Annotated in this window: 30 protein-coding genes and 1 tRNA gene; 19 read left to right on the top strand and 12 right to left on the bottom strand. The window is 62.1% G+C overall.

All coding sequences use genetic code 11. The features are described from left to right. Positions 1–9: 9 nt before the first annotated feature. Complete coding sequence (locus tag QEH68_RS21550; RefSeq protein WP_207595548.1) at positions 10–174, bottom strand: hypothetical protein; 165 nt, start codon at positions 172–174, stop codon at positions 10–12. Positions 175–294: 120 nt separating this feature from the next. Between QEH68_RS21550 and QEH68_RS21545 the strand changes: the two genes are divergently transcribed. Then, positions 295–377 (top strand) — tRNA-Leu (locus QEH68_RS21545). A 70-nt stretch (positions 378–447) separates the two neighbouring features. On the opposite strand, the gene QEH68_RS21540 is transcribed toward QEH68_RS21545, so the two are convergent. Next, positions 448–786 carry a YnfA family protein gene (locus QEH68_RS21540; protein ID WP_207595547.1) on the bottom strand — a complete coding sequence of 113 codons (339 nt, stop codon included), beginning with the start codon at positions 784–786 and terminating at the stop codon, positions 448–450. 232 nt (positions 787–1,018) lie between these two features. Between QEH68_RS21540 and rpsF the strand changes: the two genes are divergently transcribed. The 4 genes from rpsF (at position 1,019) to rplI (ending at position 2,795) form a co-directional block, all read left to right on the top strand. Next, on the top strand, positions 1,019–1,324 hold the full coding sequence (rpsF, locus tag QEH68_RS21535; RefSeq protein WP_011776755.1) for a 30S ribosomal protein S6: 306 nt from the start codon (positions 1,019–1,021) through the stop codon (positions 1,322–1,324). A gap of 50 nt (positions 1,325–1,374) precedes the next feature. Then, positions 1,375–1,956 (top strand): single-stranded DNA-binding protein, encoded by a 582-nt coding sequence (locus tag QEH68_RS21530; protein WP_011776754.1) that lies wholly within the window; start codon positions 1,375–1,377, stop codon positions 1,954–1,956. 128 nt (positions 1,957–2,084) lie between these two features. Beyond that, complete coding sequence (gene rpsR, locus QEH68_RS21525; protein ID WP_003800144.1) at positions 2,085–2,324, top strand: 30S ribosomal protein S18; 240 nt, start codon at positions 2,085–2,087, stop codon at positions 2,322–2,324. 18 nt (positions 2,325–2,342) lie between these two features. After that, positions 2,343–2,795 carry a 50S ribosomal protein L9 gene (rplI, locus tag QEH68_RS21520; protein WP_024818808.1) on the top strand — a complete coding sequence of 151 codons (453 nt, stop codon included), beginning with the start codon at positions 2,343–2,345 and terminating at the stop codon, positions 2,793–2,795. An 88-nt stretch (positions 2,796–2,883) separates the two neighbouring features. Here the strand turns inward: rplI and QEH68_RS21515 are convergent, their stop codons facing one another. Then, entirely contained in the window at positions 2,884–3,306 is a 423-nt protein-coding gene (locus QEH68_RS21515; protein WP_207595546.1) for a DUF1801 domain-containing protein, read from the bottom strand. A 71-nt stretch (positions 3,307–3,377) separates the two neighbouring features. On the opposite strand from QEH68_RS21515, the gene QEH68_RS21510 reads away from it, so the two are divergent. Further along, complete coding sequence (locus tag QEH68_RS21510) at positions 3,378–4,229, top strand: PhzF family phenazine biosynthesis protein (protein WP_280625071.1); 852 nt, start codon at positions 3,378–3,380, stop codon at positions 4,227–4,229. 30 nt (positions 4,230–4,259) lie between these two features. On the opposite strand, the gene QEH68_RS21505 is transcribed toward QEH68_RS21510, so the two are convergent. Next, a complete protein-coding gene (locus QEH68_RS21505) occupies positions 4,260–5,792 on the bottom strand; it encodes a DUF6297 family protein (protein ID WP_280625069.1) in 1,533 nt (510 codons plus the stop codon). A gap of 1 nt (position 5,793) precedes the next feature. Continuing rightward, a complete protein-coding gene (locus QEH68_RS21500; protein WP_280625067.1) occupies positions 5,794–6,471 on the bottom strand; it encodes an ABC transporter ATP-binding protein in 678 nt (225 codons plus the stop codon). Between the two features lie 58 nt (positions 6,472–6,529). Between QEH68_RS21500 and QEH68_RS21495 the strand changes: the two genes are divergently transcribed. From QEH68_RS21495 to QEH68_RS21485, 3 genes are read left to right on the top strand one after another with little or no spacing between them, the layout of a single operon-like run. After that, positions 6,530–7,321, top strand: a complete 792-nt coding sequence (locus QEH68_RS21495) for an IclR family transcriptional regulator (RefSeq protein WP_280625065.1) — start codon at positions 6,530–6,532, stop codon at positions 7,319–7,321. 24 nt (positions 7,322–7,345) lie between these two features. Beyond that, complete coding sequence (locus QEH68_RS21490; protein ID WP_207595542.1) at positions 7,346–7,705, top strand: DUF1801 domain-containing protein; 360 nt, start codon at positions 7,346–7,348, stop codon at positions 7,703–7,705. After that, positions 7,705–8,487, top strand: coding sequence for a methyltransferase domain-containing protein (locus QEH68_RS21485; protein WP_280625063.1), 783 nt, complete (start codon positions 7,705–7,707; stop codon positions 8,485–8,487). Before QEH68_RS21490 ends, QEH68_RS21485 begins: the two co-directional genes overlap by 1 nt. 5 nt (positions 8,488–8,492) lie before the next feature. Here QEH68_RS21485 and QEH68_RS21480 read toward each other — a convergent pair whose 3' ends face one another. Beyond that, a complete protein-coding gene (locus QEH68_RS21480) occupies positions 8,493–8,702 on the bottom strand; it encodes a hypothetical protein (RefSeq protein WP_089597024.1) in 210 nt (69 codons plus the stop codon). 192 nt (positions 8,703–8,894) lie between these two features. Between QEH68_RS21480 and QEH68_RS21475 the strand changes: the two genes are divergently transcribed. Beyond that, positions 8,895–9,794 (top strand): diacylglycerol kinase family protein, encoded by a 900-nt coding sequence (locus QEH68_RS21475; RefSeq protein ID WP_207597692.1) that lies wholly within the window; start codon positions 8,895–8,897, stop codon positions 9,792–9,794. 6 nt (positions 9,795–9,800) lie between these two features. Here QEH68_RS21475 and QEH68_RS21470 read toward each other — a convergent pair whose 3' ends face one another. After that, positions 9,801–10,709, bottom strand: coding sequence for a hypothetical protein (locus tag QEH68_RS21470; RefSeq protein WP_280625059.1), 909 nt, complete (start codon positions 10,707–10,709; stop codon positions 9,801–9,803). 210 nt (positions 10,710–10,919) lie between these two features. Here QEH68_RS21470 and QEH68_RS21465 point away from each other — a divergent pair, with 210 nt between their 5' ends. Then, a complete protein-coding gene (locus QEH68_RS21465) occupies positions 10,920–11,213 on the top strand; it encodes a DUF4287 domain-containing protein (protein ID WP_207595540.1) in 294 nt (97 codons plus the stop codon). An 85-nt stretch (positions 11,214–11,298) separates the two neighbouring features. Then, on the top strand, positions 11,299–11,748 hold the full coding sequence (locus QEH68_RS21460; RefSeq protein WP_207595539.1) for an SRPBCC family protein: 450 nt from the start codon (positions 11,299–11,301) through the stop codon (positions 11,746–11,748). Here QEH68_RS21460 and QEH68_RS21455 read toward each other — a convergent pair. Next, positions 11,745–12,695 carry a hydroxymethylglutaryl-CoA lyase gene (locus QEH68_RS21455; RefSeq protein ID WP_280625057.1) on the bottom strand — a complete coding sequence of 317 codons (951 nt, stop codon included), beginning with the start codon at positions 12,693–12,695 and terminating at the stop codon, positions 11,745–11,747. The genes QEH68_RS21460 and QEH68_RS21455 overlap by 4 nt on opposite strands. After that, on the bottom strand, positions 12,692–13,942 hold the full coding sequence (locus tag QEH68_RS21450; RefSeq protein WP_280625055.1) for a CaiB/BaiF CoA-transferase family protein: 1,251 nt from the start codon (positions 13,940–13,942) through the stop codon (positions 12,692–12,694). Before QEH68_RS21450 ends, QEH68_RS21455 begins: the two co-directional genes overlap by 4 nt. An 86-nt stretch (positions 13,943–14,028) precedes the next feature. Between QEH68_RS21450 and QEH68_RS21445 the strand changes: the two genes are divergently transcribed. From QEH68_RS21445 to QEH68_RS21430, 4 genes are all read left to right on the top strand, one after another. Further along, on the top strand, positions 14,029–14,541 hold the full coding sequence (locus QEH68_RS21445; RefSeq protein WP_280625052.1) for a GNAT family N-acetyltransferase: 513 nt from the start codon (positions 14,029–14,031) through the stop codon (positions 14,539–14,541). Between the two features lie 63 nt (positions 14,542–14,604). Next, a complete protein-coding gene (locus QEH68_RS21440) occupies positions 14,605–15,681 on the top strand; it encodes an alpha/beta hydrolase (RefSeq protein WP_280625047.1) in 1,077 nt (358 codons plus the stop codon). 56 nt (positions 15,682–15,737) lie between these two features. Beyond that, positions 15,738–16,697: an alpha/beta hydrolase gene (locus QEH68_RS21435; protein WP_280625045.1), complete on the top strand. Its 960-nt coding sequence runs from the start codon at positions 15,738–15,740 to the stop codon at positions 16,695–16,697. A 91-nt stretch (positions 16,698–16,788) separates the two neighbouring features. After that, positions 16,789–17,415: an FMN reductase gene (locus QEH68_RS21430; RefSeq protein WP_280628060.1), complete on the top strand. Its 627-nt coding sequence runs from the start codon at positions 16,789–16,791 to the stop codon at positions 17,413–17,415. Here QEH68_RS21430 and QEH68_RS21425 read toward each other — a convergent pair. Further along, positions 17,401–17,883 (bottom strand): MepB family protein, encoded by a 483-nt coding sequence (locus tag QEH68_RS21425; RefSeq protein ID WP_280625043.1) that lies wholly within the window; start codon positions 17,881–17,883, stop codon positions 17,401–17,403. The genes QEH68_RS21430 and QEH68_RS21425 overlap by 15 nt on opposite strands. A gap of 103 nt (positions 17,884–17,986) precedes the next feature. On the opposite strand from QEH68_RS21425, the gene QEH68_RS21420 reads away from it, so the two are divergent. Continuing rightward, positions 17,987–18,343: a zf-TFIIB domain-containing protein gene (locus QEH68_RS21420; protein WP_242703451.1), complete on the top strand. Its 357-nt coding sequence runs from the start codon at positions 17,987–17,989 to the stop codon at positions 18,341–18,343. A 6-nt stretch (positions 18,344–18,349) separates the two neighbouring features. Here QEH68_RS21420 and QEH68_RS21415 read toward each other — a convergent pair whose 3' ends face one another. Together QEH68_RS21415 and QEH68_RS21410 are read right to left on the bottom strand one after the other, a co-directional pair. Next, a complete protein-coding gene (locus tag QEH68_RS21415; RefSeq protein ID WP_207595531.1) occupies positions 18,350–18,925 on the bottom strand; it encodes a hypothetical protein in 576 nt (191 codons plus the stop codon). Positions 18,926–18,932: 7 nt separating this feature from the next. Beyond that, positions 18,933–19,406, bottom strand: coding sequence for a hypothetical protein (locus QEH68_RS21410; RefSeq protein WP_089597012.1), 474 nt, complete (start codon positions 19,404–19,406; stop codon positions 18,933–18,935). A gap of 594 nt (positions 19,407–20,000) precedes the next feature. On the opposite strand from QEH68_RS21410, the gene dnaB reads away from it, so the two are divergent. Then, positions 20,001–21,389: a replicative DNA helicase gene (gene dnaB, locus QEH68_RS21405; protein WP_089597011.1), complete on the top strand. Its 1,389-nt coding sequence runs from the start codon at positions 20,001–20,003 to the stop codon at positions 21,387–21,389. Positions 21,390–21,484: 95 nt separating this feature from the next. Beyond that, entirely contained in the window at positions 21,485–22,216 is a 732-nt protein-coding gene (locus QEH68_RS21400) for a hypothetical protein (protein ID WP_280625041.1), read from the top strand.

Below are 22,216 nucleotides of genomic sequence, written 5' to 3'. Positions count from 1 at the left end.
TGGGGGAGCTCAAAAGTCGGTTGGGCTTGACGGCTCCGTTTGCTCGCTGCGCTTCTTGTCGGCCTGAAGGATGCCGTCGCGGACGCCTGAGCGGATCACGAAGTACAGGGCGTAGAGTCCGATCCCGGCGAAGACGACAGTCAGGACCAAGGCATTCAGGGGTGTGGCATCCATGGCCACCACCCTAGCGAGGCTCCATCAAGACCTCAGGAATCTACGGATCGGCCCTGTTCGTGTTACTGTCTTTGTCGCTGTCGAGGAGAAAAACGAAACATTGTTTCTCCTGATCACCTTGCGCGGGTGGCGGAATGGCAGACGCGCTAGCTTGAGGTGCTAGTCCTCGAAAGGGGGTGGGGGTTCAAGTCCCCCTCCGCGCACAAAGAAACCCCCGGAAGGTTGCCTTCCGGGGGTTTTGCAGCGTTTGGGCCGGGGCTCTCGTGTTCGGGCCTACGCTCCCGGGCGGGGTGCGAACATGATGACGCCCACGCCCACTATGCAGATTGCAGCCCCGACCACGTCCCAGCGATCAGGGCGGAAGCCGTCCACCAGCATTCCCCAGGCCAGCGAGCCGGCGATGAAGACGCCCCCGTAGGCGGCCAGGACCCTGCCGAAGTGCGCGTCGGGCTGAAACGCTGCGAAGAAGCCGTAGATGCCCAGTGCGACGACGCCGAGGCCGGCCCACCACCAGGCCTTGCCCTCCCGGACGGCCTGCCAGATCAGCCACGCACCGCCGATCTCTGCAACGGCGGCCAGGACGAAGAGAATGATGGACTTCAGGGCGGTCATTGCTCCAGTATTCCCTGCTGGCTGTCCGGGTTATCCACATATGCCAAGTGACCGGTTCCGGCGACGGATCCGCTCGAATAGCTTTGGGTGCAGGAGATGCACTAAGATATTGAAGTCTGTGTTGCGCCCTCCTTCCGAGTCTTCGGCGGGGGAGCGGGTACACGGCATCGCAAATGAACCTCCTGTTACGGAAATACCGTAACCGCTTAGCCCAAAGGAGGTGGGTTCACATATGCGTCCTTACGAATTGATGGTAATCATCGACCCCGAGGTCGAAGAGCGTACCGTAGAGTCGTCGCTTCAGAAGTTCCTCAATGTCATCACCACCGATGGTGGAACCATCGAGAAGGTTGACATCTGGGGCCGTCGCCGTCTGGCGTACGACATCAAGAAGAAGTCCGAAGGTATCTACGCCGTGGTGAACTTCACCGCAGCACCGGCTACCGCCAAGGAACTTGATCGCCAGCTGTCTCTTAACGAGACGATCATGCGCACCAAGATCATCCGTCCTGAAGACCAGAAGGTCGTTGCTGAGTAATCAGCCCCTTCCAGATCTTTATCCCGCAGGAACGAACAAGGAGGCAGTAGATGGCAGGCGAAACCACTATTACGGTCATCGGTAATCTCACCAATGACCCCGAGCTGCGGTTCACCCCGTCTGGCTCAGCAGTAGCGAACTTCACCATCGCTTCTACTCCCCGGACCTTTGACCGCCAGTCCAATGAGTGGAAGGACGGGGAAACCCTGTTCCTCCGCGCATCTGTATGGCGCGAAGCAGCCGAGAACGTGGCCGAGTCCCTCACAAAGGGCATGCGCGTCATCGTTTCCGGCCGTTTGAAGAGCCGTTCCTACGAAACAAAAGAAGGCGAAAAGCGCACCGTTATCGAGCTTGAGGTCGACGAAATCGGCCCCAGCCTGCGTTACGCAAACGCCAAGGTCAACCGTACCCAGCGCTCCGGCGGCGGGCAGGGCGGCTTCGGTGGCGGTAACGCCGGTAATTCCGGTGGCTTTGGAGGTGGCGCTCCTGGTGGAAACCAGGGCGGCGGCAACTCCGGTGGAACCTGGGGCGGCAACCAGCCCGCACAGCAGCAGGATGATCCTTGGGCTACGCCCGGTGTCAGCAATGCCGGCGGCTGGGGCAACGGCCCGGATTCCGAACCTCCCTTCTAAACAAAACATAAACGTCCGACGCCGGACGCTCACCCGGACTGCCGCGAGGCACCTTGGTGGCAACCGCCGTCGAACACCACCATCCCGTGGATCAATATCCACGGGCTCCATAGAAAAGGAGCTCCACGATGGCTAAGGCTGAACTCCGTAAGCCCAAACCAAAGTCCAACCCCTTGAAGGCCGCTGACATCACTGTCATCGACTACAAGGACGTAGCACTGCTGCGCAAGTTCATCTCCGACCGCGGAAAGATCCGTGCTCGTCGCGTTACTGGCGTTACCGTTCAGGAACAGCGCAAGATCGCCCAGGCAATCAAGAACGCCCGCGAAGTTGCTCTGCTGCCTTACTCCGGCGCTGGCCGCGGCTAAGGGAAGGGATTAACTAACATGGCAAAGCTCATTCTGACCCACGAAGTAACCGGTCTCGGTGCTGCTGGCGACGTTGTGGAGGTCAAGGACGGTTACGCACGTAACTTCCTGCTGCCCCGCGGCTTCGCTCTGACCTGGTCGAAGGGTGGCGAGAAGCAGGTTGAGTCCATCAAGGCTGCCCGCGCCGCTCGTGCGCACGCTTCTGTTGAAGCTGCACAGGCCCAGGCCCAGGCTCTGTCCTCCAAGAAGGTCAAGCTCGAGGTGAAGGCCGGCGAGTCCGGTCGTCTCTTTGGCACCGTCAAGCCTGCTGACGTCGCTGCTGCTGTTGAGGCCGCTGGCCTCGGCGCTATCGACAAGCGCAACGTTGAACTGCCGAACCACATCAAGTCTGTCGGTTCGTACACGGCCAACGTTCGCCTGCACGAGGACGTTTCCGCTGTCATCGACCTCGAGGTCGTTGCAAGCAAGTAACGCAGTGTTACGCAGCGCAAAGTAGTCTTTGACTGCATCCAAGACCCCCACCACCGGATTCCGGTGGTGGGGGTCTTTTTGCGGGGAATCAGGGAGTGTGGATCTCCTCCATCACGTGCTTGTACCCGGTGCGGATCATCTCGGCCAGGGTGTCCCGGTCCACGTCGTCCAGTTTGTTCACATACAGGCACGCGGCACTGGTCTTGTGCTTTCCGAGTTCCGGAAGCAGCCGGTCTGCGTCGGGACCTTCGGTGAGGCCGTAGAGCACCAGGCTGCTCTTGCGCGGTGAGAATCCGACGGCGGCGGCGTCGCCTTCGCGGCCGCTGTCGTACTTGTAGTGATAGCTGCCGAAGCCAACGATCGACGGCCCCCACATGACGGCTTCCTTGCCGGTGATGTCACGCATCATCTCCAGCAGTTCGAAACCGTCCGCACGCCGGGTCGGGTGCTCCACGGCGGCCAGGAATTCTTCCACGGACACGTCCGTGGGCTGGGTCTTGTTCTCTGCCATAGGGGTAGTTTTGCAGACCCGGGGCACGTGCGTCAGCAAAACCGGCCAGCAACCGGTGATAGCCTGCAGCGGTGACTTCAGAAGCCCTGCGCAGCCGCCCGTTCCACCAGGTGGACGTCTTCTCCGACCAGCCTTACCGAGGCAACCCGCTTGCCGTGGTGGTCGATGCTGAAGGCCTCAGCACAGGCACAATGCAGCACTTCGCCAACTGGACCAACCTTTCCGAGACCACGTTCCTCCTGCCTCCCACGGACCCACTGGCGGATTACAAGGTGCGGATCTTCACAGGCAGCGAGGAGTTCCCCTTCGCAGGGCATCCGACGCTGGGTTCAGCACACACCTGGCTTCAGGCCGGGGGAGTGCCCAAGGCTGACGGCGTCCTGGTCCAGGAGTGCGGCGCCGGTTTGGTGAGGGTGAAGCACGACGCCGGTCGGTTGGCTTTCGCCGCGCCGCCGCTGACGCGCTTTGGCCCGGTTGATGACAGTATCAGGGTCCAGCTCGCTGCCGGCCTGCGTCTTCCGGACGAAGCTCTGTTGGACGCCTCATGGCTGGTCAACGGACCCACATGGATCGGTGTGCTCCTCGGTTCCGCGGAACAAGTTTTGGCCATCGAACCGGATTTCGCTGCCATGGGTGACCTCAAGGTCGGTGTGATCGGACCGCATCAACCGGGTACCGGCGTCGACTTTGAAGTCCGTACGTTCATTCCTGGCGACGCCATGGTGGAAGACCCGGTCACGGGCAGTTTCAATGCCGGCGCGGCGCAGTGGTTGATCGGTAGTGGCCGGGCGCCTGAAGAGTACATTGCAGCCCAGGGCACCGTGCTGGGCAGGGCAGGCAGGGTCCATATCACAGCGGAGGACGGCGAGATTTGGGTTGGTGGAGCGTCGGCCACGTGCATCGAAGGAACGGTGCTGCTCTAAAGGCTTCCCACGGCACTGCCCGCACGGCTGTCACGTGCGCTTGGGCCTCGACAGCACCACCACCAGGAAGATCCCTGAACTGAACACGGCCTGCACCATCAGGACGGTCGATGGGACGTACCCCAGATAGAGTGCCACGAGCAGCGGGATGGTCGCCAAAATGGTCACGTCCAGCCCCCGCAGCAGGGAGCCCAGCTGCGCTCGGGGAACAGGACCAAACGGAGTCTCAACCGGCGGGGCGGTCCAGTCCGGTGGCGTTCTGGTGGCCGCGCGGAGAGTTCCCGCGCCCATGCCCACGCCTGCCAGGGCACCGACCAGTATCAACCACGGATCCGCTGCGCCGAGGAGAACCAACAGCCCACTGAGCACCGCCATCCACAGGGACATGGCAAGGCAAGGCATGAGTGCGCGACTGGTCCTGACCAGTGCCGGATGCAGTGGAAGCATGGCGTCGAGCTCAGGAACCAGGGCGGTCTTCCGGGCCACGGTTCCCATCCCGGAAGCCGTGGCACACCCCGCGATCACGATGACCGCCAGCTGCACGAACTCCGGCAGCCCGCCTTCCACCGAAAGCATGGCGATGCAGGCAACAAGCCACAGGAGGGGTGGCATCAGCGGAGGATTGAGTCTGAAGAAGGCAACTGCATCAGCACGGATCAGCGCCCTGAGGGGGCCGTGCGTGTGCCGGGCGTAAAAGCGGGCCGCCCTGCCGCCGTCGACCCTTTGACGGCCGCCGCTCAAGGCGCGCAGCACCTCATTGGCGTCCATCATGAACAGCGAAGCCCCGGCATGACCGGCCACGGCTCCGCCGCGAACCAGCTCTTCACCCCGCACGCGTCCGGACCGCGGCACAACCAGCGCCAATAATCCGACAGCGGCAAGGCCCACCAGCGCTGTTGGCCACGGAGACCACGACAGCGCGGGAAGGAACGAGCACCCCAAAGTCGCCGCCGCAGTGGTCGCCTTACCCAGCCGGGGTCCCAGTAGACCGAGCTGTTGCACGGCCGCCAGAACCACCGCAATGGCGCCGGCACCGCCAAAAGTGAGTGCAGCGAAAACGTGTTCAACGGGGGCGCGGTCAATGGCGATCACCATGCTGAAGGGAAGGTAGATGATGGCCGAACCGGCTGCGGTAAGCGCGACTTTGCCGAGGAACGGCGGCAGGACCATGGGGCGCCGATCCACCGGTAGAGTCAGCCACCAGGTGCTCTCCGCGCCACTCACTGCCATGGGTCCGAACTTGCGTGCCAGGTTGCTGATGGACAGAAGGACCGCGAAGGTCACGGACGTCCACAACACGGGTTCCGGCAAAACAAGCCATTGCTCGCCAATGACGCTGCCGGTGGTGGAAGCGCGGTCCGCGATTTCGTTGCGCAGCGCGAGAACGAACGAGGCTGCGATGGTCAGGGACACGCCGATGCCGAGGCCCCAACTGTAGGCATCGACGAACCTGTCGCTCCACGAGATCCGACTGCGTTTGTAGCGTCGGGCGGACTTGCGGGTAAACCGGACGATGTCAGCAGCCAGCTCCCTGTTCCGGCCGGACGGTTCAAGCGTGATCATGTCAGGAGCTGGCAATGATCGAGGCCCCCTGTTCCGGATCGAATACCTGGACTTCCTCGTCAATAACCAAACAGGATGAGGCGGTAGCGAGCAGGAGCTGGGGATCATGGGTCACCAGAACCACTGCGCCACCCTCTTTGGCGTGGGCGGCGATGCGCTCACCTAGGGCCACCCGCATCCGCGGATCGAGCCGTTGCTCCGGCTCATCAAGGATCAGGAGCGACGACGGACGGATCAGCCCCGCTGCCAGCAGCAGCCGGCGCCGCTGGCCCGAAGAGAGGGCGTCAGGGATGGCGTGCGACCTTCCCTGGAGCCCGAAGAAATCCAGCTCTTCCTCAACACGCGCTTCGGGGTCCTCCAATGAATGGCCGCGGGCGATGAGGAGGAGGTGCTCCCGAACTGTGAGGGACGGGAAGAAGAGGTCGTCGTCAAACACTGCCGAAACTTGCCGGCGGAAGGGAACGGCGTCAGGGTCGATGAGAAGGCCGTGGACTTTCACGTCGCCGGCCAAGGACGCCTGCCGTCCCGCAAGAGTACGGGCTACCGTGGACTTCCCGGCGCCGTTGACACCCACGATTCCCAAGACTTCACCCGGATCCACGGATGCAGAAACTTCCCCGCACACCGGAGCCCCGGCGTACCCAACCAGCAAGCCTTCGGCTTCCAAAACTGTCCCCATGATGCAACCCTACCGGCGGGATTGGCGCGACCTTGCCGGAGCGTTTAGCGTGAGTCTTATGTCCGCATCCGATGCTTCCGTGAAGGCCAACGGCAACCCTTTGCTTGTCCTGGGCAAGATCACCTCCATCCTGGATGCTTTCTCGTTGTCCAAGCCGGTACTGCAGTTGGCAGACATCCGCCAATCCACCGGCATGCCCACGTCGACGGTGCAGCGACTGGTCACGAACCTCACGTCGCAGGGCTTCCTGGACCGGGAAGGCGATGCGTACCGCATCGGCATGCGGATGGCCTACTGGGCGGCGCCGGCAACCCGCGGTATGGACGTGGTGGACATCCTGGGTCCGCTGCTCAAGTCCCTTCGGGACACCACCGGCGAGACTGCGTGCTTCTTCAAAGCAGAACAGCACTACCGGGTCTGCGTGGCCATGGCAGAAACGCATCACGCACTCCGCCGGGAGATGCACTTGGGAAAGATTGTGCCGCTTCACGCAGGGTCGGCAGGCAGGGTGCTCCTGGCCTGGTCGCCGGAATTGATGGAAGCCGTGCTGCGGGATCCGTTGGAGTCCATCACGGATCACACCATCACCAGTTCCGAGGAGCTCGAAGCGGCGGTGAAGAAGACCCACGCTGACGGGTTCGCCATCACTGTGGGTGAGCGGGAAGACGGCGCATCAGGGCTATCCGCGCCGGTTTTCGATTCGGCCGCCGGCTTGGTGGGCGCCGTCACTATCAGCGGGCCAACCCTTCGGATGCCGCGGGAGAGATGCGAGGCTTGGGTGGAGCCCCTGCTGGTTGCCGCTGAGCACATGACCAGGCTGATCGGTGGACGTTTCCCCGGCGAGAGCTGATTAACAACGTAAGGGAGAATGACGATGGCCGGGAAACACTCCACAGTGGACGCCTACATCGCAGCCCAGCCTGAGGCTACCCAGCTGATCCTCAAGGAGATCCGCAGGAGCATTCACGCAGCAGTTCCCGATGCCGGCGAGATGATCAGTTATGACATTCCCACAGTCACCATCGATGGGCACTATGTGGTGTATTTCGCTGCCTGGGCACACCACATTTCGGTGTATCCGGTCCCTCGGGGAGACGAAACGTTGAATAACGAGTTGGAGCAGTATCTGTCCGGGAAAGGAACCTTGAAGTTTCCTTTATCCAAGCCAATCCCGTACCAATTGATCAGCAGGGTTGCTGGCCAGCTCGCGGCGGAAAGACGACGGAAACACTGATGCGTGATTTTGAGACTTTGGTGGCGGAGGCCGGGGAAGCCGACGTGAACGGCTGGGGATTCGCCTGGCTGGACGGGCGGGCAACCGAAGAACGTCCGCCGTGGGGATATGCGAAGTTGCTGGCGGGCCGCCTTGCCGCTGTCCGGAGTGCCTTGGACCTGGACACTGGTGGCGGCGAGGTGCTCTCAGAGGCCACCCAGTTTCCTGAACTGATGGCTGCCACCGAGGGCTGGCCGCCCAACGCCCAACGCGCCCGTGGGTTACTGGGGCCGCGCGGAGTAGACATCCTGGAGACGACAGCCGGTTCCGGCCTGCCTTTCCCTGACAGTTCCTTCGAGCTCGTGACCGCACGCCACCCGGTCAGGCCCGACTGGAAAGAAATTCACCGCGTCCTGATCCCCGGTGGCTGCTATTTCGCCCAGCATGTGGGACCGGCGTCGGCCTTTGAACTGATTGAACACTTTCTGGGGCCTTTACCGGAACAGCGTAAGGGGCGGGACCCCCAGGCCGAGGCAGCGGCTGCCGAAGCCTCCGGCCTCACCATCACGGACCTCCGCACCGCCCGGTGCCGGATGGAGTTCTTCGACGTGGGCGCCGTGGTGTGGATCCTGCGCAAATGTGTGTGGTGGGTTCCCGATTTTTCAGCAGAACGCTATCTGGGCAGACTGAGGGAATTGGATGAGCAGATGAGGTCCGGGCGCCCGTTCGTTGCCCACTCAACACGGCATCTGATAGAGGCCCGGAAAGAGCGTAAGCAGCCGGCCCATGCAGCAATGCCCTAGGGGAATCAGAGCAGTGAACGCGCCTCAAGATCTTCCATGGCCCACGTGAGGATCTTCAGGTCGAAGGGATCCCGCTCTTGGATGCCAAAGAGGTAGGCGTCGAAATCCCACGGCCTGGCGTTTCCGCCGTTGGCCCAATACCAAGCCCATAAATCGTCCAGGGTGATCTCATGCTCCATGACCAGCGACCGGGCCGTCTGGCGTGAGTCTTCCATGAACCTTTCCCGACTCCTGACACGGCACTAACCGCATCAGGCTGATTGACGTGATCTTGCTTCTTAAGGTGCATTTTCATGCTTGCACGTTCAGGGCCCATCCGAAACCCCAGCGGCTTTGGGAATACTATGGGAACTTCCGAGGGAAACTACCGCCTGAAGAGGGACCTCGCAATGAATCAGGAGCACACTGTGGATTCTGCCCGGACCTTTGAGTCGATCGTCATCATTTTTAACCCCAACAGCACGGGGGATGCGCCTGAGTTGGCGCAGCAGCTGCATGACCGGCTGAAGGAGCTCCTCTCCTATCAGCCTGAGATCACCCTCCAGCCCACCGAACACGCCGGACACGCCGTCGATCTGGCGAGGGAAGCGGCCAGCAAGGGCGGCGATGTCCTGGTGGTGTCCGTCAGCGGCGATGGCGGCTACAACGAGGTGGTTAATGGTGTGATGCAGGCCGGGAACCCCAAGGCTGTTTGTGCAGTCAGGGCTGCCGGAAACGCCAACGACCACAGCAGGATCATGTCGACGAAACCGTTGGAAGAGGCCATTGCCGAAGGCCATGTTCACCACATTGACCTTCTCCGCATCCACACGGGCCAAAACGAGAATGAGCCCCTCGAATATGCGCATTCCTACATCGGATTCGGCTTGACCCCTGTGGTGGCCACCGAACTCGAAAAGGGCAGTAAAGGTGCGTTGACGGAAATGGTCACCGTGATCCAGACGTTTTCCAAGTTCGAGCCGTTTGGCATTCGCTTGGCTGACGGGAAGCGCCGGAAATTCGACAGCCTCGTCTTCGCCAATATCAATGAAATGGCCAAGTACGCCACGCTCAGTGAAGCCGCAAACCACCCATCCGACGGGAAGTTTGAGGTCATCACTTTCCCGCATATGCCCAAGTGGCGCGTTCTCCTGACTGCGCTCAAGGCCACCACGCAGGGCTTGGGTGACCAACCGAGCATGAGCAAGTATGAATTCACCACGCTCAAGCCCCTGCCGTATCAAATGGATGGCGAGGTGAAGAGCGTTGAAGCGAACGTCAAGGTCACGGTGGAGTGCGCTCCCCGCGCCCTGGCCACTCTCGGCTAGGCACGCTTAGCCCGCAGTGGCGCATGCGGCGGTGACGAAGTCGTAGATCCGGCCGCGGAGTTCATTGGACGCCGCGATCTTCACCAACCCCTGACGTTCATCCACTGTGACCCTTAGTGGCAAGAGTGTCCCCACCTTGTCCTCGGCGACGGCATGTGGGTCGCAGCGCGCAGGTCTCATGTGCAAGGCCAAAACGCGTGTGGCGTCACCGGGTGCTATGGTGACGTTCCGCGGCCAGGGATCAGAGGGTGTCTCCGCCAGAAGGGTGGTTCCGTCGATCGATTCAATGGTGAGGCTTTTCGCGGATCCACCCGGCGTGGCCGGCGTCATGACAAGGCGCACGACGGCGGTGCGGCCGTCCGCTGCCACCTCAAGTGCGGGGTCCAGGACCATTGAGACGACGGCGGCAGCTTCTGCTGCGAGGCACAGTTCGCCGGCGTTTCTGGCGAGGACGTTAAAGGGATCGGAAGCGTCAGTGATCCCGTCCACGGGTTCTTTGCCCGTTGCTGCGTAGGTGATCCTGGCGTTGAGTTCCGGTGACGCTGTGCCGGATGCTTCGCAGGCGGCCCCCGGCAAAGCAGCAGGAAGGCTTTTGGGCTGACGGGGCGGCAGCTCCAAGCTGCCTCCCAATGGTTCCCAGGAAATGTCACCGTCAAAAAGCGTGGATCGCAGCCGGGCGGCGGTCACCGTCAGGGGAGCGTCCGTGGTGTTGGTGAGCTGCAGCATGATGGCCTGCTTGCCGTATTGGTCCCGGGACTGGTTGACCTCAACGTAGATGGGTCCTGGGCTTCCGCTGGAGGGTTCCGAAACGGAGCCGCCGCCACCAGTTCCGCCGGAGTCGCACGCGCCCACAAGCGGCAGTGTCGCGGCGAAGCCCAGACCCGCCGCAAGGGAACGCCACCCTCGGCTCATCATGCGATCAGTGTAGGGGCGCCGCCAAGCAGCGCGGTACCCTCGCAGGAACCGCGGGGCCCGCCGCTGAATTGGTCTGGCTCTGATTCGTGGACGGCGGGTTCTTATGGATCCGGCCGCGCTGGGATTTCGGCACGCCCTGGTGGCGGTACGCTATGGCTCACGCAGACTTCGCAGTAACGTCCCTGAAATCTAGAACGAAAGGCCACGCCGATGTCATTCCAGGCTTATCTCGACGCCATTGAAGACAAGACCGGCCTCACTCCGAGGAAGCTCGTTGAAATCGCCGAATCCAAGGGATTCAGTGACCCTTCGGTGAAGGCCGGGACCATCCTCGAATGGCTCAAGGCTGATTATGATCTTGGCCGCGGCCATGGAATGGCGCTGGTACACGTCATTAAGAAGGGCCCACAGATCGACAGCAAGCATGTGGGTTCGGACGGCACGCACCGGGACGAGTCGGACATGCTCTGGCTGGACGGCAAGGCCAGCAAGCCACAGCCGTGACCGGGAGCGGCCTATGGCGGCCAATCCATAAGCATGCTTAGCTTAGTGTCATTGCCGTGGCCGTATCTGCTGAGAAAGGGTCCATATGTCCACCGTGACGCAGTTGTTCAGATCCCCCGCCGCCGACGTCTGGGACGTCATCGAGGACGGGTGGCTCTATCCCGGCTGGGTGGTGGGTGCTTCACGGATCCGCGCCGTCGACGATCAGTGGCCGCAGGTGGGTTCCAAGCTGCATCATTCCGTTGGGTCTTGGCCCTTCCTCATCGATGACAGCAGCAGGGTCACTGCTGTGGAACCTGGCAGAAAGCTGGAAATCCTCGCGAGAGGATGGCCTCTGGGCGAAGCCAGAATCCTGATCACCTTGGAAGACCTTGGCGGTTCCCAGTGCCGGGTGTCCATTGCAGAAGACGCCGTCCGCGGCCCGGGAAAATTGATACCCAAGGCACTGCGGGACCCCGTGATAGGAGTGCGGAACCGCGAGACGCTCAAGCGTCTGGAACTTATGGCTGCGGGCGGAGCGGGCAAGAAGAGCTAGGCCGGCCTGACCCAGTCAAAAGCCTCAGCCTTGGACCGCGCTCCCTGGGCTGCCTTGGAGCGGTTCGGTTCACCCAACTCGGCTAGGAGTTTCTCCGAAAGCACCACAAGTTCCCCGAAGACGTCCGGACCCAACCACTCAGGGCGGGTCGCAAAGAGAATGTCTTCACTGGACGTATTGCCACTGGCGCCGGGTGCGAAAGGGCAGCCGCCCAGTCCACCAAGGGCGCCGTCCACCATGGCGGCTCCGGCCTGAAGAGCGGCAAGCGTGTTTGCTACACCCAAGCCCCAGGTGTCGTGGCCGTGATAGACGATCCTGCGTGCAGGTGACTCGTCCCGAACCCGGGTGATGAGCCGGGAGACCTGCGCGGGCACGGCTTGCCCCAAGGTGTCGCAGATGACGATGTCCGTGGTGCCTTCAGCCCGCGGATCATTGGCGATGGAGAGAACGCGCTCTTCGGGAACGTAACCCTCGAACGGGCAGGTGAAGGAGGTGGCAATGCACAGTTGGATCTGGCCAGCCACCGCCCGCGCGTACTCAATGGCTTCGGGAAGGGCGGCCAAACTCTCATCAGTGGTCCGCCCAATATTGGCCTTGTTATGCGAGTCGGAGGCCGACAAGCAGTACTGGAAGTTCCTTGCTCCGGCGGCTGATGCTTTAGCGACGTGACCGGGGGTGGCCACCCAGATCCAGCACTTCTCCAGTTCCTCGGGGGTGAGGGCCCGGACCACGTCAAGTGTGTTGGCCATGGTGGGGACCAAATCTGCGCGTGCCATGGAACCCAGCTCAATGGCGGGCACTCCCAGCCGCAGCAGTTCACGCACCGTCTCGATCTTCCGTTCGGTGGGCAGGATCTTCCCGGTAAGCTGGAGCCCGTCGCGCAGCGTGACGTCCCGAAGAATGGCGTTGCCCAGCGTGGTGGCCAGGGGGCTTTCGAAGTTGTTCATGGTCGGAGGGCCTCCTCGCGGCCGGAGGCCGCACTGATCTGCGCGGCATCCATTTTCAGGAGTCCACCAAGGATTTCCTGTGTGTTTTCGCCCAGGTCCGGGCCGAGGTTTCTGATGGGCAGGGACTGGTCCCCGATCACCGGAACGATGCCCGGGAAGCCCACCCCCGGAAGAATTTCCTCGCCGGTGGACACGTCGAACTTCTGGATCATGTTGCGGGCCGCATACTGGGTGTCCGTGCTGATGTCCGCGGCGGTATAGATCGGTCCGGCCGGAACTCCTGCGGCCTCGAGGGCCGCCAGCGCCTCAGCACCGGAAAGCGCAGCTGCCCACTCGCCGATGGCCTGGTCAAGCTCCTCTCGCTGGGCCCAGCGCCCGGCATTTGTTTGCAGCGAAGGGTCTTCGGCGAGATCAGGGCGACCGATGGTCTGCATATACCGCTGAAAAATGGAGTCACCGTTGCCTGCCACCACAATGCTCGCGCCGTCCTTGCACACGTACGCGTTGGAGGGAGCAATGCCCTCCATCCGGCCGCCCACACGCTGACGGTCCACGCCGTAAGCCTGATAGTCAGGGATCAACGATTCCATCATCGAGAACATTGCCTCATTCAGCGCAACGTCGATGATGCGCTCGGTGAGCGGAACGCCACCGGCCGAGTCCCGGCGTCGTGCTTCACGCTGGTACAGGCTCATCACGGAGCCGAAGGCGGCGTACAGGCCCGCGATCGAGTCGCCGATCGAGACACCAACACGAACGGGAGCGCGGTCCGGGTCGCCCACCAGGTTGCGGAACCCGCCGTACGCTTCGGCGACGGCGGCAAAACCGGGCCGCTCGGACAGCGGCCCCGTCTGCCCGAAGGCAGAAATGCGCGTGACGATCAGCTCCGGGTTGGCCTGGTTGAGGACCTCCGGTCCCAGGCCCCACTTTTCCAAGGTGCCGGGCCGGAAGTTTTCCAGGAGAATGTCGCACTTGGCCACCAGCTCCAGCACGGCCTGCTTGCCCGCGTCGGTGCGGAGATCCAGGACCACGGACTTCTTGTTGCGGTTCAGTGTGCGGTAGAGCATGGACGTGGTGCCCTTGTGCAGGCGCCAGTTACGCAGCTCGTCGCCGGTGCCGGGCCGCTCCACCTTGATGACCTCAGCTCCGAAGTCGGCCAGCAGCCGGCCTGCCGTGGGTGCGGCAATGTAGTTGCCGAGTTCAAGGACCCGGACGCCGTCCAGTGGTGCGATGGTGTGATGTGTCATGGGCTTCCTTAGTGCGGGGCGTCGCCTATCCCATATTATGGGCTGCAACTCATAATGAAAGTCTTTTGCTCAAATAGACTAAGCCGGTGTACTTCACTATCCGGACTGCCCGCCCAGCCGATGTACATGGCATCCTCGCCGCGGACATTGCAGCTGGGCGGACATCTTTCAGTGAGGCTGAGCGATTCGCTGATGGCATCAGCGCCGCGGTCGCAGACCCCACCCGTCTCGTCGTGGTGGCCGAAGCGCGTGATGACACCACCGCGGAAGGTGGGTCCGGCGTCGTGGGTTGGGCGAAAACGCATTACTGGGACTACGCGGACGGCCCCGCGCCGGCCGGGCATTACCTGGGGGGCGTCACCGTGCGGCCTGAATTCCGGCGGATGGGCCTGGCGGCGCAGCTGACTGAGGCCCGTCTCCACTGGATGTGGGAGCGGGCGGAGTTCGCCTGGTATGTGGTCAATGCGCGCAATGAGGCGTCTCTGGCGTTGCACCGAAGATGGGGATTTTGGGAGGTCGCGCGGGGCGCCCGTTTTCACACCGTAGCGTTCGACGGCGGCGAAGGAGTGCTGCTGTCGGCGGCACGGCCGCAGGGCTGACGTCGGCAAACGCCGCGGCGGCCTTAGCATGGTCCACAGGTGCACCGACCGGGGGAGTGTGTGATGGGACCGTTGGAATCGATCCAAAGAAGTACAGATGAGAGCCGATCAGCAGGAGCGGGACCACTGTCGCGGCCTCCGCGGGTACGGTCATCGCGGCTGAAGAAGCTGGACGTTGCGATTCTGCTGGTCCTGATCGTCCTTCTGGCACTGTCGGCTACCCCGTGGCCGTCCGCGATGCTGATCCGCAGTGTTTTTGAGCGTGGGGCGCAGGCGACCATTGATGAGATGACCCCTTACGTGCCGGATACGCCTCTGCAATCCCAGGCCGGCGTGGTGTACAAGCCCGGGTCCACTTTTGATGTTTTCAGCCCGGAAGGGACCACCGCGCCGCTGCCGACCGTGGTGTGGATTCATGGGGGTGCCTGGATTTCCGGAGCGCAGCGCGACGTGAATCCGTATCTCCAGATCATCGCCGCCGAGGGTTACACCACCATCGGCATGAGCTATCCGATCGCTCCCGAAGCCACCTATCCCACTGCCGTGCGTGACATCAACGACGCCCTCGCCTACATCAAGGCCCATGCGGCCGAACTGAATGTGGACACCAGCCGCATTGTGCTCGCCGGTGACTCTGCCGGGGCCCAGCTTGCCAGCCAGATGACCACGCTCACCGTAAACCCCGAGTACGCCAATCTGATGGGGATCCAACCTGCCCTCCAGAAGTCGGAGTTGGCCGCCACCATCCTCCATTGCGGTGTGTACGATCTCCGGGCCATGGCTGACCTCAACGGCATCGTTGCCTGGGGGTTCAAGACCTCCCTTTGGGCCTACACAGGCACCAAGGACTGGTCCGCGACCTACGCCGGGGCCACCATGTCCACTATCGACTTTGTCACCGACGACTTCCCGCCTACGTTCATCAGCGGGGGCAACGGTGACGGGCTCACATGGCTCCAGTCCGTGCCCTACAGCAACCGCCTCAAAGATGCCGGCGTTCCGGTGACCGAGCTGTTCTGGCCAGCCACCCATGAGCCGGAGCTGCCGCATGAATACCAGTTCCACCTGAACTTCGATGAGGCGAGGGAGGCGCGGGACAAGACGTTCGCTTTCCTGTCCACCCATGCCCCGCGGCGCTGATCATCCGGTTCCTGGAAAAGTTCAAAGTATCTCCATGATGGAACTATTATTGGAGTATGACCACCTCCCTTAAAGTCCCACCCGCCACCCGCAGGCCGGCGCTCTTTTGGGCCTCTGTCCTGTGTGTTGGCGCCTTGGTTTTGGTGCCCCTGTGGATGTTGCTCGGGAATCCCGCTGTCCTGCGCGGACACCCGTTGCTGCCCGCGCTGTTGGTGACTGCCGTCGTCGTCGGACTTCTTTGGGCTGTTCTGCTGTGGCGCCGCCGCCGCGCGTCCCGCAAGCGTTCGGCACTAAGGGCTGCAGGCGCGTGGGCCGGGCGCGTGGCTGTGCTGGCCTTGGTGGCCATGCTCGTTTGGCTGAATCCCTTCGCCTACCAGCAGGGCGCCGTGGCGACGGGAACGTCTCCCAAGGCCTCGGTGGCTGAAGAGCTGACCGCGATTGTCATGAGGCCCGAAGGGGCGCCGGCAACCAAGGGGCTCGTCTTTTACCCCGGCGCCCGCGTAGAGGCTCGGGCGTATGTGGACATCCTCAAGCCGGCAGTGGATGCCGGGGTCCTGGTGGTGATCCTCAAGACGCCCCTCAATCTCAGCTTGTTGGACGGAAACCAGGCCCGTGGCGCCATGGTTGCCCATCCGGAAATCTCCACGTGGACTGTTGGAGGTCATTCGCTGGGCGGGGTCAGCGCGGGTTCATTTGCCCTGTCCAACCGGGACGTGGACGGCCTGCTGCTGTACGCCTCCTACCCGCTGGACTCCATGCGCGACCGCACGGGGCTGAGGGTCCTGTCCATCTCGGGCTCCGAAGACGGACTCAGTACGCCTGGGAAGATCGACGCCTCCCGCGAGCTGCTGCCCCGTGACGCCGCCTTTGTGGAAGTCCAGGGCGGTAACCATGCGTTCTTCGGGGACTACGGGCCGCAGCCCGGCGACGGCGAACCCGGCGTGGGTCGCGACGTTGCCCAGGGGCAGATTACGGCGGCCACGGTTGCGTTCCTGACGGGGATCGAGGGCGGCTAGGGCCTCCCGGGAATAGTTTCGGGCATGCGCCTGTTCATTGATTTAGATGCAAACGCATGTAAGCTGGATGAACAAGCAACAGGAGAATGCCATGGAAACCCGCCGCATCACCGTCCTTTCCGCCGGACTCGGTGTCCCGTCGTCGAGCCGCCTGCTGGCCGATCAGCTGGCCGCCTCCGCCGAGCGACAGTTGCGGGCTGCAGGGTATGACGTGAAGATCGACACCGTTGAACTGCGTGACCTTGCCGTGGATATCGCCAACAACTTCGTCACCGGCTATGCCGCGCCACGCCTCGCTGAGGTGATTGCCGGCGTCGATGATTCCGACGCCATCATCGCCGTCAGCCCCGTCTTCAGCGCCTCCTACAGTGGTTTGTTCAAGTCGTTCATCGACGTGCTGGACCCGAAGTCGCTGGATGGCAAGGCTGTTCTGCTCGGCGCCACAGGTGGCACCGATCGCCACCAGATGGTCCTCGATTACGCTATGCGCCCACTGTTCACCTACCTGCGCACCAGGATTGCCGCTACGGGCGTGTTCGCGGGACCCCAGGACTGGGGAAACACCGACGACGGCGGCTCGCCCCTTTCGGTGCGCGTGGACCGCGCTGCGGGAGAACTGGTGCAGTTGCTCAGCGGCCCGCAGCCGAACCGCAAGCCCGACGCCCTTGAATCACTGCCGTTCGAACAGCTGTTGGCAGGTATTTCAGCGGGTCGGTAGCCCGCCATCAGAGGAGTAGTGGAAGTACCCGACCTGCCACGCCTGGGTCTTCCGTGCCTGGGGGTTGATAGTGACGGACCACGGAGGATAGACACGGAACCCGCGCTTCCCGCCTCTTCCGCTGAGGGAACTGATGCCGTGAGTGACCACGGCGGACCGGGGAAAGACGAAGTGACCGGTGTTTTCCCCTTCCCGGACGGAGATCACCAAAGTGTCGGCGTCGTTGGCATCCGGGTGGTCGGCCGGGAACGGTTCCGTACCTCCGGCAGCTGACCGCCGCCACACCGCAACGAAGAGTCCCACCTTGGTCGGCGTAACCTTGCCCACCCTGAAACGGATCACTGCAGGCCCACAGGTGGACGTTGCGGCGCCGTACTCAGAGTTGTCAGGCTCGGGAACGGGGAGGGAGCACGTCTTCCCCAGGAGGTTCATAAGCCGGTGCGCTTGGAGGACATCGGGATGAACCATCCGATCAGTATGCACGTGGTGCTGGGTGCTTGGTGAATCCCACCCCTTGGTTGGCCCGAACTTTTTCACGCGGCTGATCGTTGGGGCAACCATGAAGTGTCCTGTGGATTCCATTGACCTGGTGATGAGTGAACGAAGCGGCGTGGAGATTGACTACTGCCCGCAATGCAGGGGTGTGTGGTTGGACCGTGGGGAGCTGGACAAGATCATTGATCGCGTCGCAGCAGAAACCATCCCTGCCCCTGCCCGGCCTGCGGCCGCGCCGTCCCAGCCCCCCGTCGCGCCGCCGCCCCTCTACAATCCGTTTGAGTCCCGTCCGCAGCAGCCGCGCTATGACGACAGGGACAGGCGCGACTACGACCGACGGGATGGCGATCGGCGCGAAGGCTACGATCGCGACGGGTACGGCCGTAAGCGCAAGAAAAAAGAAGGCTTCCTTGGAGACCTCTTCGACTTCTAGGTTTTCCTAGTCGTCCAACAGCTCAATAAACTCGCGGGCTTGTTTGATGGTGATGTCTGAGTGGCGCGTCAACGCGATGGCGGCGCCCTCAACATCTCCACTTTTGGCGAGCGTCCGGATTCGTCCGTAGATCTCATCGTTGAGCATGTTGCTGCTCACTTCCCGCGTCACCTCGCCTTTGCTGACGATCGCCCTGTAACGGTAAGGAAAGCGCTCGGGCTCGTCATCGTCCTCAGCCAGCAGGTCCTTGGCGGCCGGCTCCGGCGTGAAAGGCTGCGGGTGGGCCGCCAAGGCGCCAACCGCTTCACGCGAGGCACGCAGGCCTTCGCCAGTGGCCTGTAAGTAGAGCTTGATCGCTGCCATACCCTGTCCTCGGGCGATCAGGGAGTAGAGCTGGCGGTGCTGCTCCTGGTTGAGCTTGGCGGCAGATTCCCTGGCCAGCTCGACGGGATCCTTCGGGGCGTTCGCGGCTGCCACATCCGCTGAGGTTTCAGCAGAACGCTTGGTGAAAGAGCGAATGAGCAGGAGCACGCCCGCAATGACCGCAATGAGGATCAGGAGCGGGATGAGGATGGAATCCATGGCGTTGTCAGAGCCGATCTACGTAGTTCTTGGCGGTAAGCAGGTCCGAGTGGGTGGCTTGGCGCAGAACCTTGATGGCCTCGATTTTCTTGCCGCTGCGGACCAGGTTTTGGAGCTCGAGCGCCAGCTGCGGGTTCAGTTGGCCATTGGGAAGGACGGCAGGCTGGTGTCCGGTCTGGCCGGCAGCGTGTGAACGGGCGGCCTGGGCCTGAATAGCGGACCTGGTGTTCTCCGCCTGTTCCCGGTGGCTTGCCTCATTCTGGCTCGGCTTGGTGGTGGCTTCAATCCGGGCGCGCAGGGCCAGCGCCTCCTGCACTTGGGACGCTTGGTGCGCAGCCGAACGGGCTGCCAGTTCACGTTGATACCTCTCCGCGTCCGAGACGCCGGTATCACGCGGTTTGAAGGCCGCCGTGAGTGCCCACAACAGGCCAACGAGGACTAGAAGCGGAAGGGCAAGCGTCAACACGTCACCAAAGTTCATCCCCATGCTTAGAGCTTATGCCAGAACTTGGTTATCCACAGCACATTCCACTTCCGGCATAGGCTTCTGAGACGGTGGTGTCAAATTTAGGGCCGGTTTGTAAGATGCATCACATTTGCGGCATGTTTGGGGTGCTTTCCGCCCTTCATGAGGCTCAGAGTGACGGAGCGTCTGTGGATGAAATTGCCCCAAATCTTTCTTTAGTCCACAGCTTGTGATGACTGTTTCCGCAGGTCAAACGCTATTTTCCTGTAAAAGAATTTCTCTATCCACAGGGTAACGCACAGTCTGTGCACAACGAGGGGCTGGTATTCCACAGGTTTTCCACAGGGGGTGTCAGGCGCCTGCTGTAACGTGTCTGGAGTGTCCATTTTGGATGCGAATATCCCTTGTTGAGTTCCCCGGACGCTGCTCCAACCACCATTGGCAGCGGGCTTGGGGAATCGGCTGTGGATAACTTGTGGATACGGAATGCTATTTTGTCGGCCCTGCCTGACATCGTCAGAGACACCGGCGGACTTCGTCACCACACACTGCGCTTTACGGGCCGCCGGGGAGTAAATCTCTGCAGCGGTACACAAATGGAGGACGGCTTTGTCAGTTACGCACTTGGACTCAATCGAGGGCACACGCGCTTCGGACTCGAGCCGGAAACCTCCCCAGGACATCCCTGCAGAACAGTCGGTACTTGGCGGCATGATGCTGTCCAAGGATGCGATCGCGGATGTCGTCGAGATCGTCCGTGGGCATGATTTCTACCGTCCGGCCCACGAGACCATCTATGAGTCCATCATTGACCTCTACGGTCGTGGCGAGCCGGCCGATGCCGTCACCGTCTCGGACGAACTGACCAAGCGCGGTGAGATCAACAGGATTGGCGGCCCCGCCTACCTCCACGAGCTCATCCAGACAGTGCCCACCGCGGCAAACGCTGGCTACTACGCCGAGATTGTTGCCGAGCGTGCTGTCCTTCGCCGCCTTGTTAACGCCGGCACCAAGATCGTCCAGATGGGCTACGGCCAGGACGGCGAAGTGGAAGACCTTGTCAACCAGGCCCAGGCCGAGGTCTACGCTGTGGCGGAAAAGCGCACTGCAGAGGACTATGTGGCGTTGAAGGACGTCATGGAATCCACCGTGGACGAGATCGAAGCTTCCGGTCACCGCGGCGAAGGCATGACGGGTGTTCCCACTGGCTTCTACGAGCTGGACGAACTGACTCACGGGCTCCACCCCGGCCAGATGATCGTCATTGCAGCGCGTCCTGCCGTGGGTAAGTCCACGTTCGCGCTGGACTTCGCCCGTTCTGCCGCCATCAAGAACAACCTGGCTACAGTCATGTTCTCCTTGGAAATGGGCCGGAACGAGATCGCCATGCGTCTTCTGTCCGCAGAGGCCACTATTGGTCTGCAAGACCTCCGTAAGGGCACCATCAAGGACGAGCAATGGTCCAAGATCGCCACCACCATGGGTCGCATGAACGATGCTCCGCTGTTCATCGATGACAGCCCCAACATGTCCCTGATGGAGATCCGGGCCAAGTGCCGCCGCCTGAAGCAGCAGCACGACCTCAAACTGGTGATTCTCGACTACCTCCAGCTCATGAGCTCCGGCAAAAAGGTGGAATCCCGCCAGCAGGAAGTTTCCGAGTTCTCGCGTGCGCTTAAGCTGCTTGCCAAGGAGCTCCAGGTTCCCGTCATCGCCCTGTCACAGCTGAACCGTGGTTCCGAGCAGCGCCAGGACAAGCGCCCCATGGTGTCCGACCTCCGTGAATCCGGCTCCATCGAGCAGGACGCCGACATGGTCATCCTGTTGCACCGTGAAGATGTCTACGACAAAGAATCGCCCCGCGCCGGCGAAGCGGACATCCTCATTGCCAAGCACCGTAACGGTCCCACCAAGGACATCGTTGTTGCTTTCCAGGGCCACTACTCGCGTTTTGCCAATATGGCAGGCGATGCAGGCGCTGGCGGCGGCGGCTTCTAGCCTCCACGGCATGGTCCGGGGCGACCAATGAGGGCCAGTAGTCTAAGTGGAGTCCGTGACTGCGGGCGCATCACTAAGAATTATTGGGGAAACACATGAAGAAAAATTCGCTGCTCGGATTCGGGGCATCGGCACTGGTAATTTTGGCTCTCACGGCGTGTGGTGGTGGTACCACGGCCGCACAGGAATCAACGTCGGCCCCGGCCAGCGAGGCTGCTACTTCGACGCCGACGCCCGTGAAGCAGTACACCAAGGAAGAGCTCATCGGATTGGTCGGGCAGGTCAAACTGGCGGATGGCACCAGCCCCGCCGTACTCTCCGGCGACGAGCTGCTGGCGCAGTATGACTCGATGGTTAAGGGATTCGCAGGAGCCACCATCGAACCCGCCGCCTGTAAGGATCCTTTCTTGCTGGGGGCGCCGCGCACCATCGACGGTTCCACGGCGGCCGGCACGACCCGGACCAAAGCCAACGGTTTCATCAGCAGTGTGTCGTTGACCTCCGGCGTCGATGCTGCCCGTCTCAAAGACGATTTGGAGAAGAGCAAATCCCAGGCGGAAGAGTGCAAGAAGGTGTCCTACTCCGCTGAAGGGCAAACGCTCACCACCTCCACTCAGAAGGTCGAAGGCGTGGGCAACGTGCCCGGAACCGAGGGTTTCAAGACCGTAATGGTGCTCCCTGATGGAAGAAAAGGCGCCATCTTTATTGCGCACGCGATTAAGGATGGTGTCTTGATCTCCGCCTCGGCAACTGCCGAAGATGGTGTGGCCGGTGGGCCGGAAGCAGCGGGCGCCCTCATGGACCAGGCAGCAGCGCTGATCAAGTAA

It is taken from the genome of Paenarthrobacter sp. OM7, assembly GCF_029873575.1.
Classification (GTDB): domain Bacteria; phylum Actinomycetota; class Actinomycetes; order Actinomycetales; family Micrococcaceae; genus Arthrobacter.
The sequence above is the reverse complement of the archived record's forward strand: the minus strand, read 5'-3'. Positions and strand labels throughout refer to the sequence as shown.

Coding starts and splice junctions, on each gene's coding strand:
- QEH68_RS21470 (WP_280625059.1), bottom strand. CDS start 10,709: ATGATGAGCCGAGGGTGGCGTTCCCTTGCGGCGGGTCTGGGCTTCGCC.
- QEH68_RS21460 (WP_207595539.1), top strand. CDS start 11,299: ATGTCCACCGTGACGCAGTTGTTCAGATCCCCCGCCGCCGACGTCTGG.
- QEH68_RS21465 (WP_207595540.1), top strand. CDS start 10,920: ATGTCATTCCAGGCTTATCTCGACGCCATTGAAGACAAGACCGGCCTC.
- QEH68_RS21400 (WP_280625041.1), top strand. CDS start 21,485: ATGAAGAAAAATTCGCTGCTCGGATTCGGGGCATCGGCACTGGTAATT.
- QEH68_RS21435 (WP_280625045.1), top strand. CDS start 15,738: ATGACCACCTCCCTTAAAGTCCCACCCGCCACCCGCAGGCCGGCGCTC.
- QEH68_RS21485 (WP_280625063.1), top strand. CDS start 7,705: ATGCGTGATTTTGAGACTTTGGTGGCGGAGGCCGGGGAAGCCGACGTG.
- QEH68_RS21415 (WP_207595531.1), bottom strand. CDS start 18,925: ATGGATTCCATCCTCATCCCGCTCCTGATCCTCATTGCGGTCATTGCG.
- rplI (WP_024818808.1), top strand. CDS start 2,343: ATGGCAAAGCTCATTCTGACCCACGAAGTAACCGGTCTCGGTGCTGCT.
- QEH68_RS21495 (WP_280625065.1), top strand. CDS start 6,530: ATGTCCGCATCCGATGCTTCCGTGAAGGCCAACGGCAACCCTTTGCTT.
- QEH68_RS21450 (WP_280625055.1), bottom strand. CDS start 13,942: ATGACACATCACACCATCGCACCACTGGACGGCGTCCGGGTCCTTGAA.
- rpsR (WP_003800144.1), top strand. CDS start 2,085: ATGGCTAAGGCTGAACTCCGTAAGCCCAAACCAAAGTCCAACCCCTTG.
- rpsF (WP_011776755.1), top strand. CDS start 1,019: ATGCGTCCTTACGAATTGATGGTAATCATCGACCCCGAGGTCGAAGAG.
- QEH68_RS21530 (WP_011776754.1), top strand. CDS start 1,375: ATGGCAGGCGAAACCACTATTACGGTCATCGGTAATCTCACCAATGAC.
- QEH68_RS21500 (WP_280625067.1), bottom strand. CDS start 6,471: ATGGGGACAGTTTTGGAAGCCGAAGGCTTGCTGGTTGGGTACGCCGGG.
- QEH68_RS21410 (WP_089597012.1), bottom strand. CDS start 19,406: ATGAACTTTGGTGACGTGTTGACGCTTGCCCTTCCGCTTCTAGTCCTC.
- QEH68_RS21425 (WP_280625043.1), bottom strand. CDS start 17,883: ATGGTTCATCCCGATGTCCTCCAAGCGCACCGGCTTATGAACCTCCTG.
- QEH68_RS21490 (WP_207595542.1), top strand. CDS start 7,346: ATGGCCGGGAAACACTCCACAGTGGACGCCTACATCGCAGCCCAGCCT.
- QEH68_RS21515 (WP_207595546.1), bottom strand. CDS start 3,306: ATGGCAGAGAACAAGACCCAGCCCACGGACGTGTCCGTGGAAGAATTC.
- QEH68_RS21550 (WP_207595548.1), bottom strand. CDS start 174: ATGGATGCCACACCCCTGAATGCCTTGGTCCTGACTGTCGTCTTCGCC.
- QEH68_RS21440 (WP_280625047.1), top strand. CDS start 14,605: ATGGGACCGTTGGAATCGATCCAAAGAAGTACAGATGAGAGCCGATCA.
- QEH68_RS21430 (WP_280628060.1), top strand. CDS start 16,789: ATGGAAACCCGCCGCATCACCGTCCTTTCCGCCGGACTCGGTGTCCCG.
- QEH68_RS21455 (WP_280625057.1), bottom strand. CDS start 12,695: ATGAACAACTTCGAAAGCCCCCTGGCCACCACGCTGGGCAACGCCATT.
- QEH68_RS21540 (WP_207595547.1), bottom strand. CDS start 786: ATGACCGCCCTGAAGTCCATCATTCTCTTCGTCCTGGCCGCCGTTGCA.
- QEH68_RS21480 (WP_089597024.1), bottom strand. CDS start 8,702: ATGGAAGACTCACGCCAGACGGCCCGGTCGCTGGTCATGGAGCATGAG.
- QEH68_RS21505 (WP_280625069.1), bottom strand. CDS start 5,792: ATGATCACGCTTGAACCGTCCGGCCGGAACAGGGAGCTGGCTGCTGAC.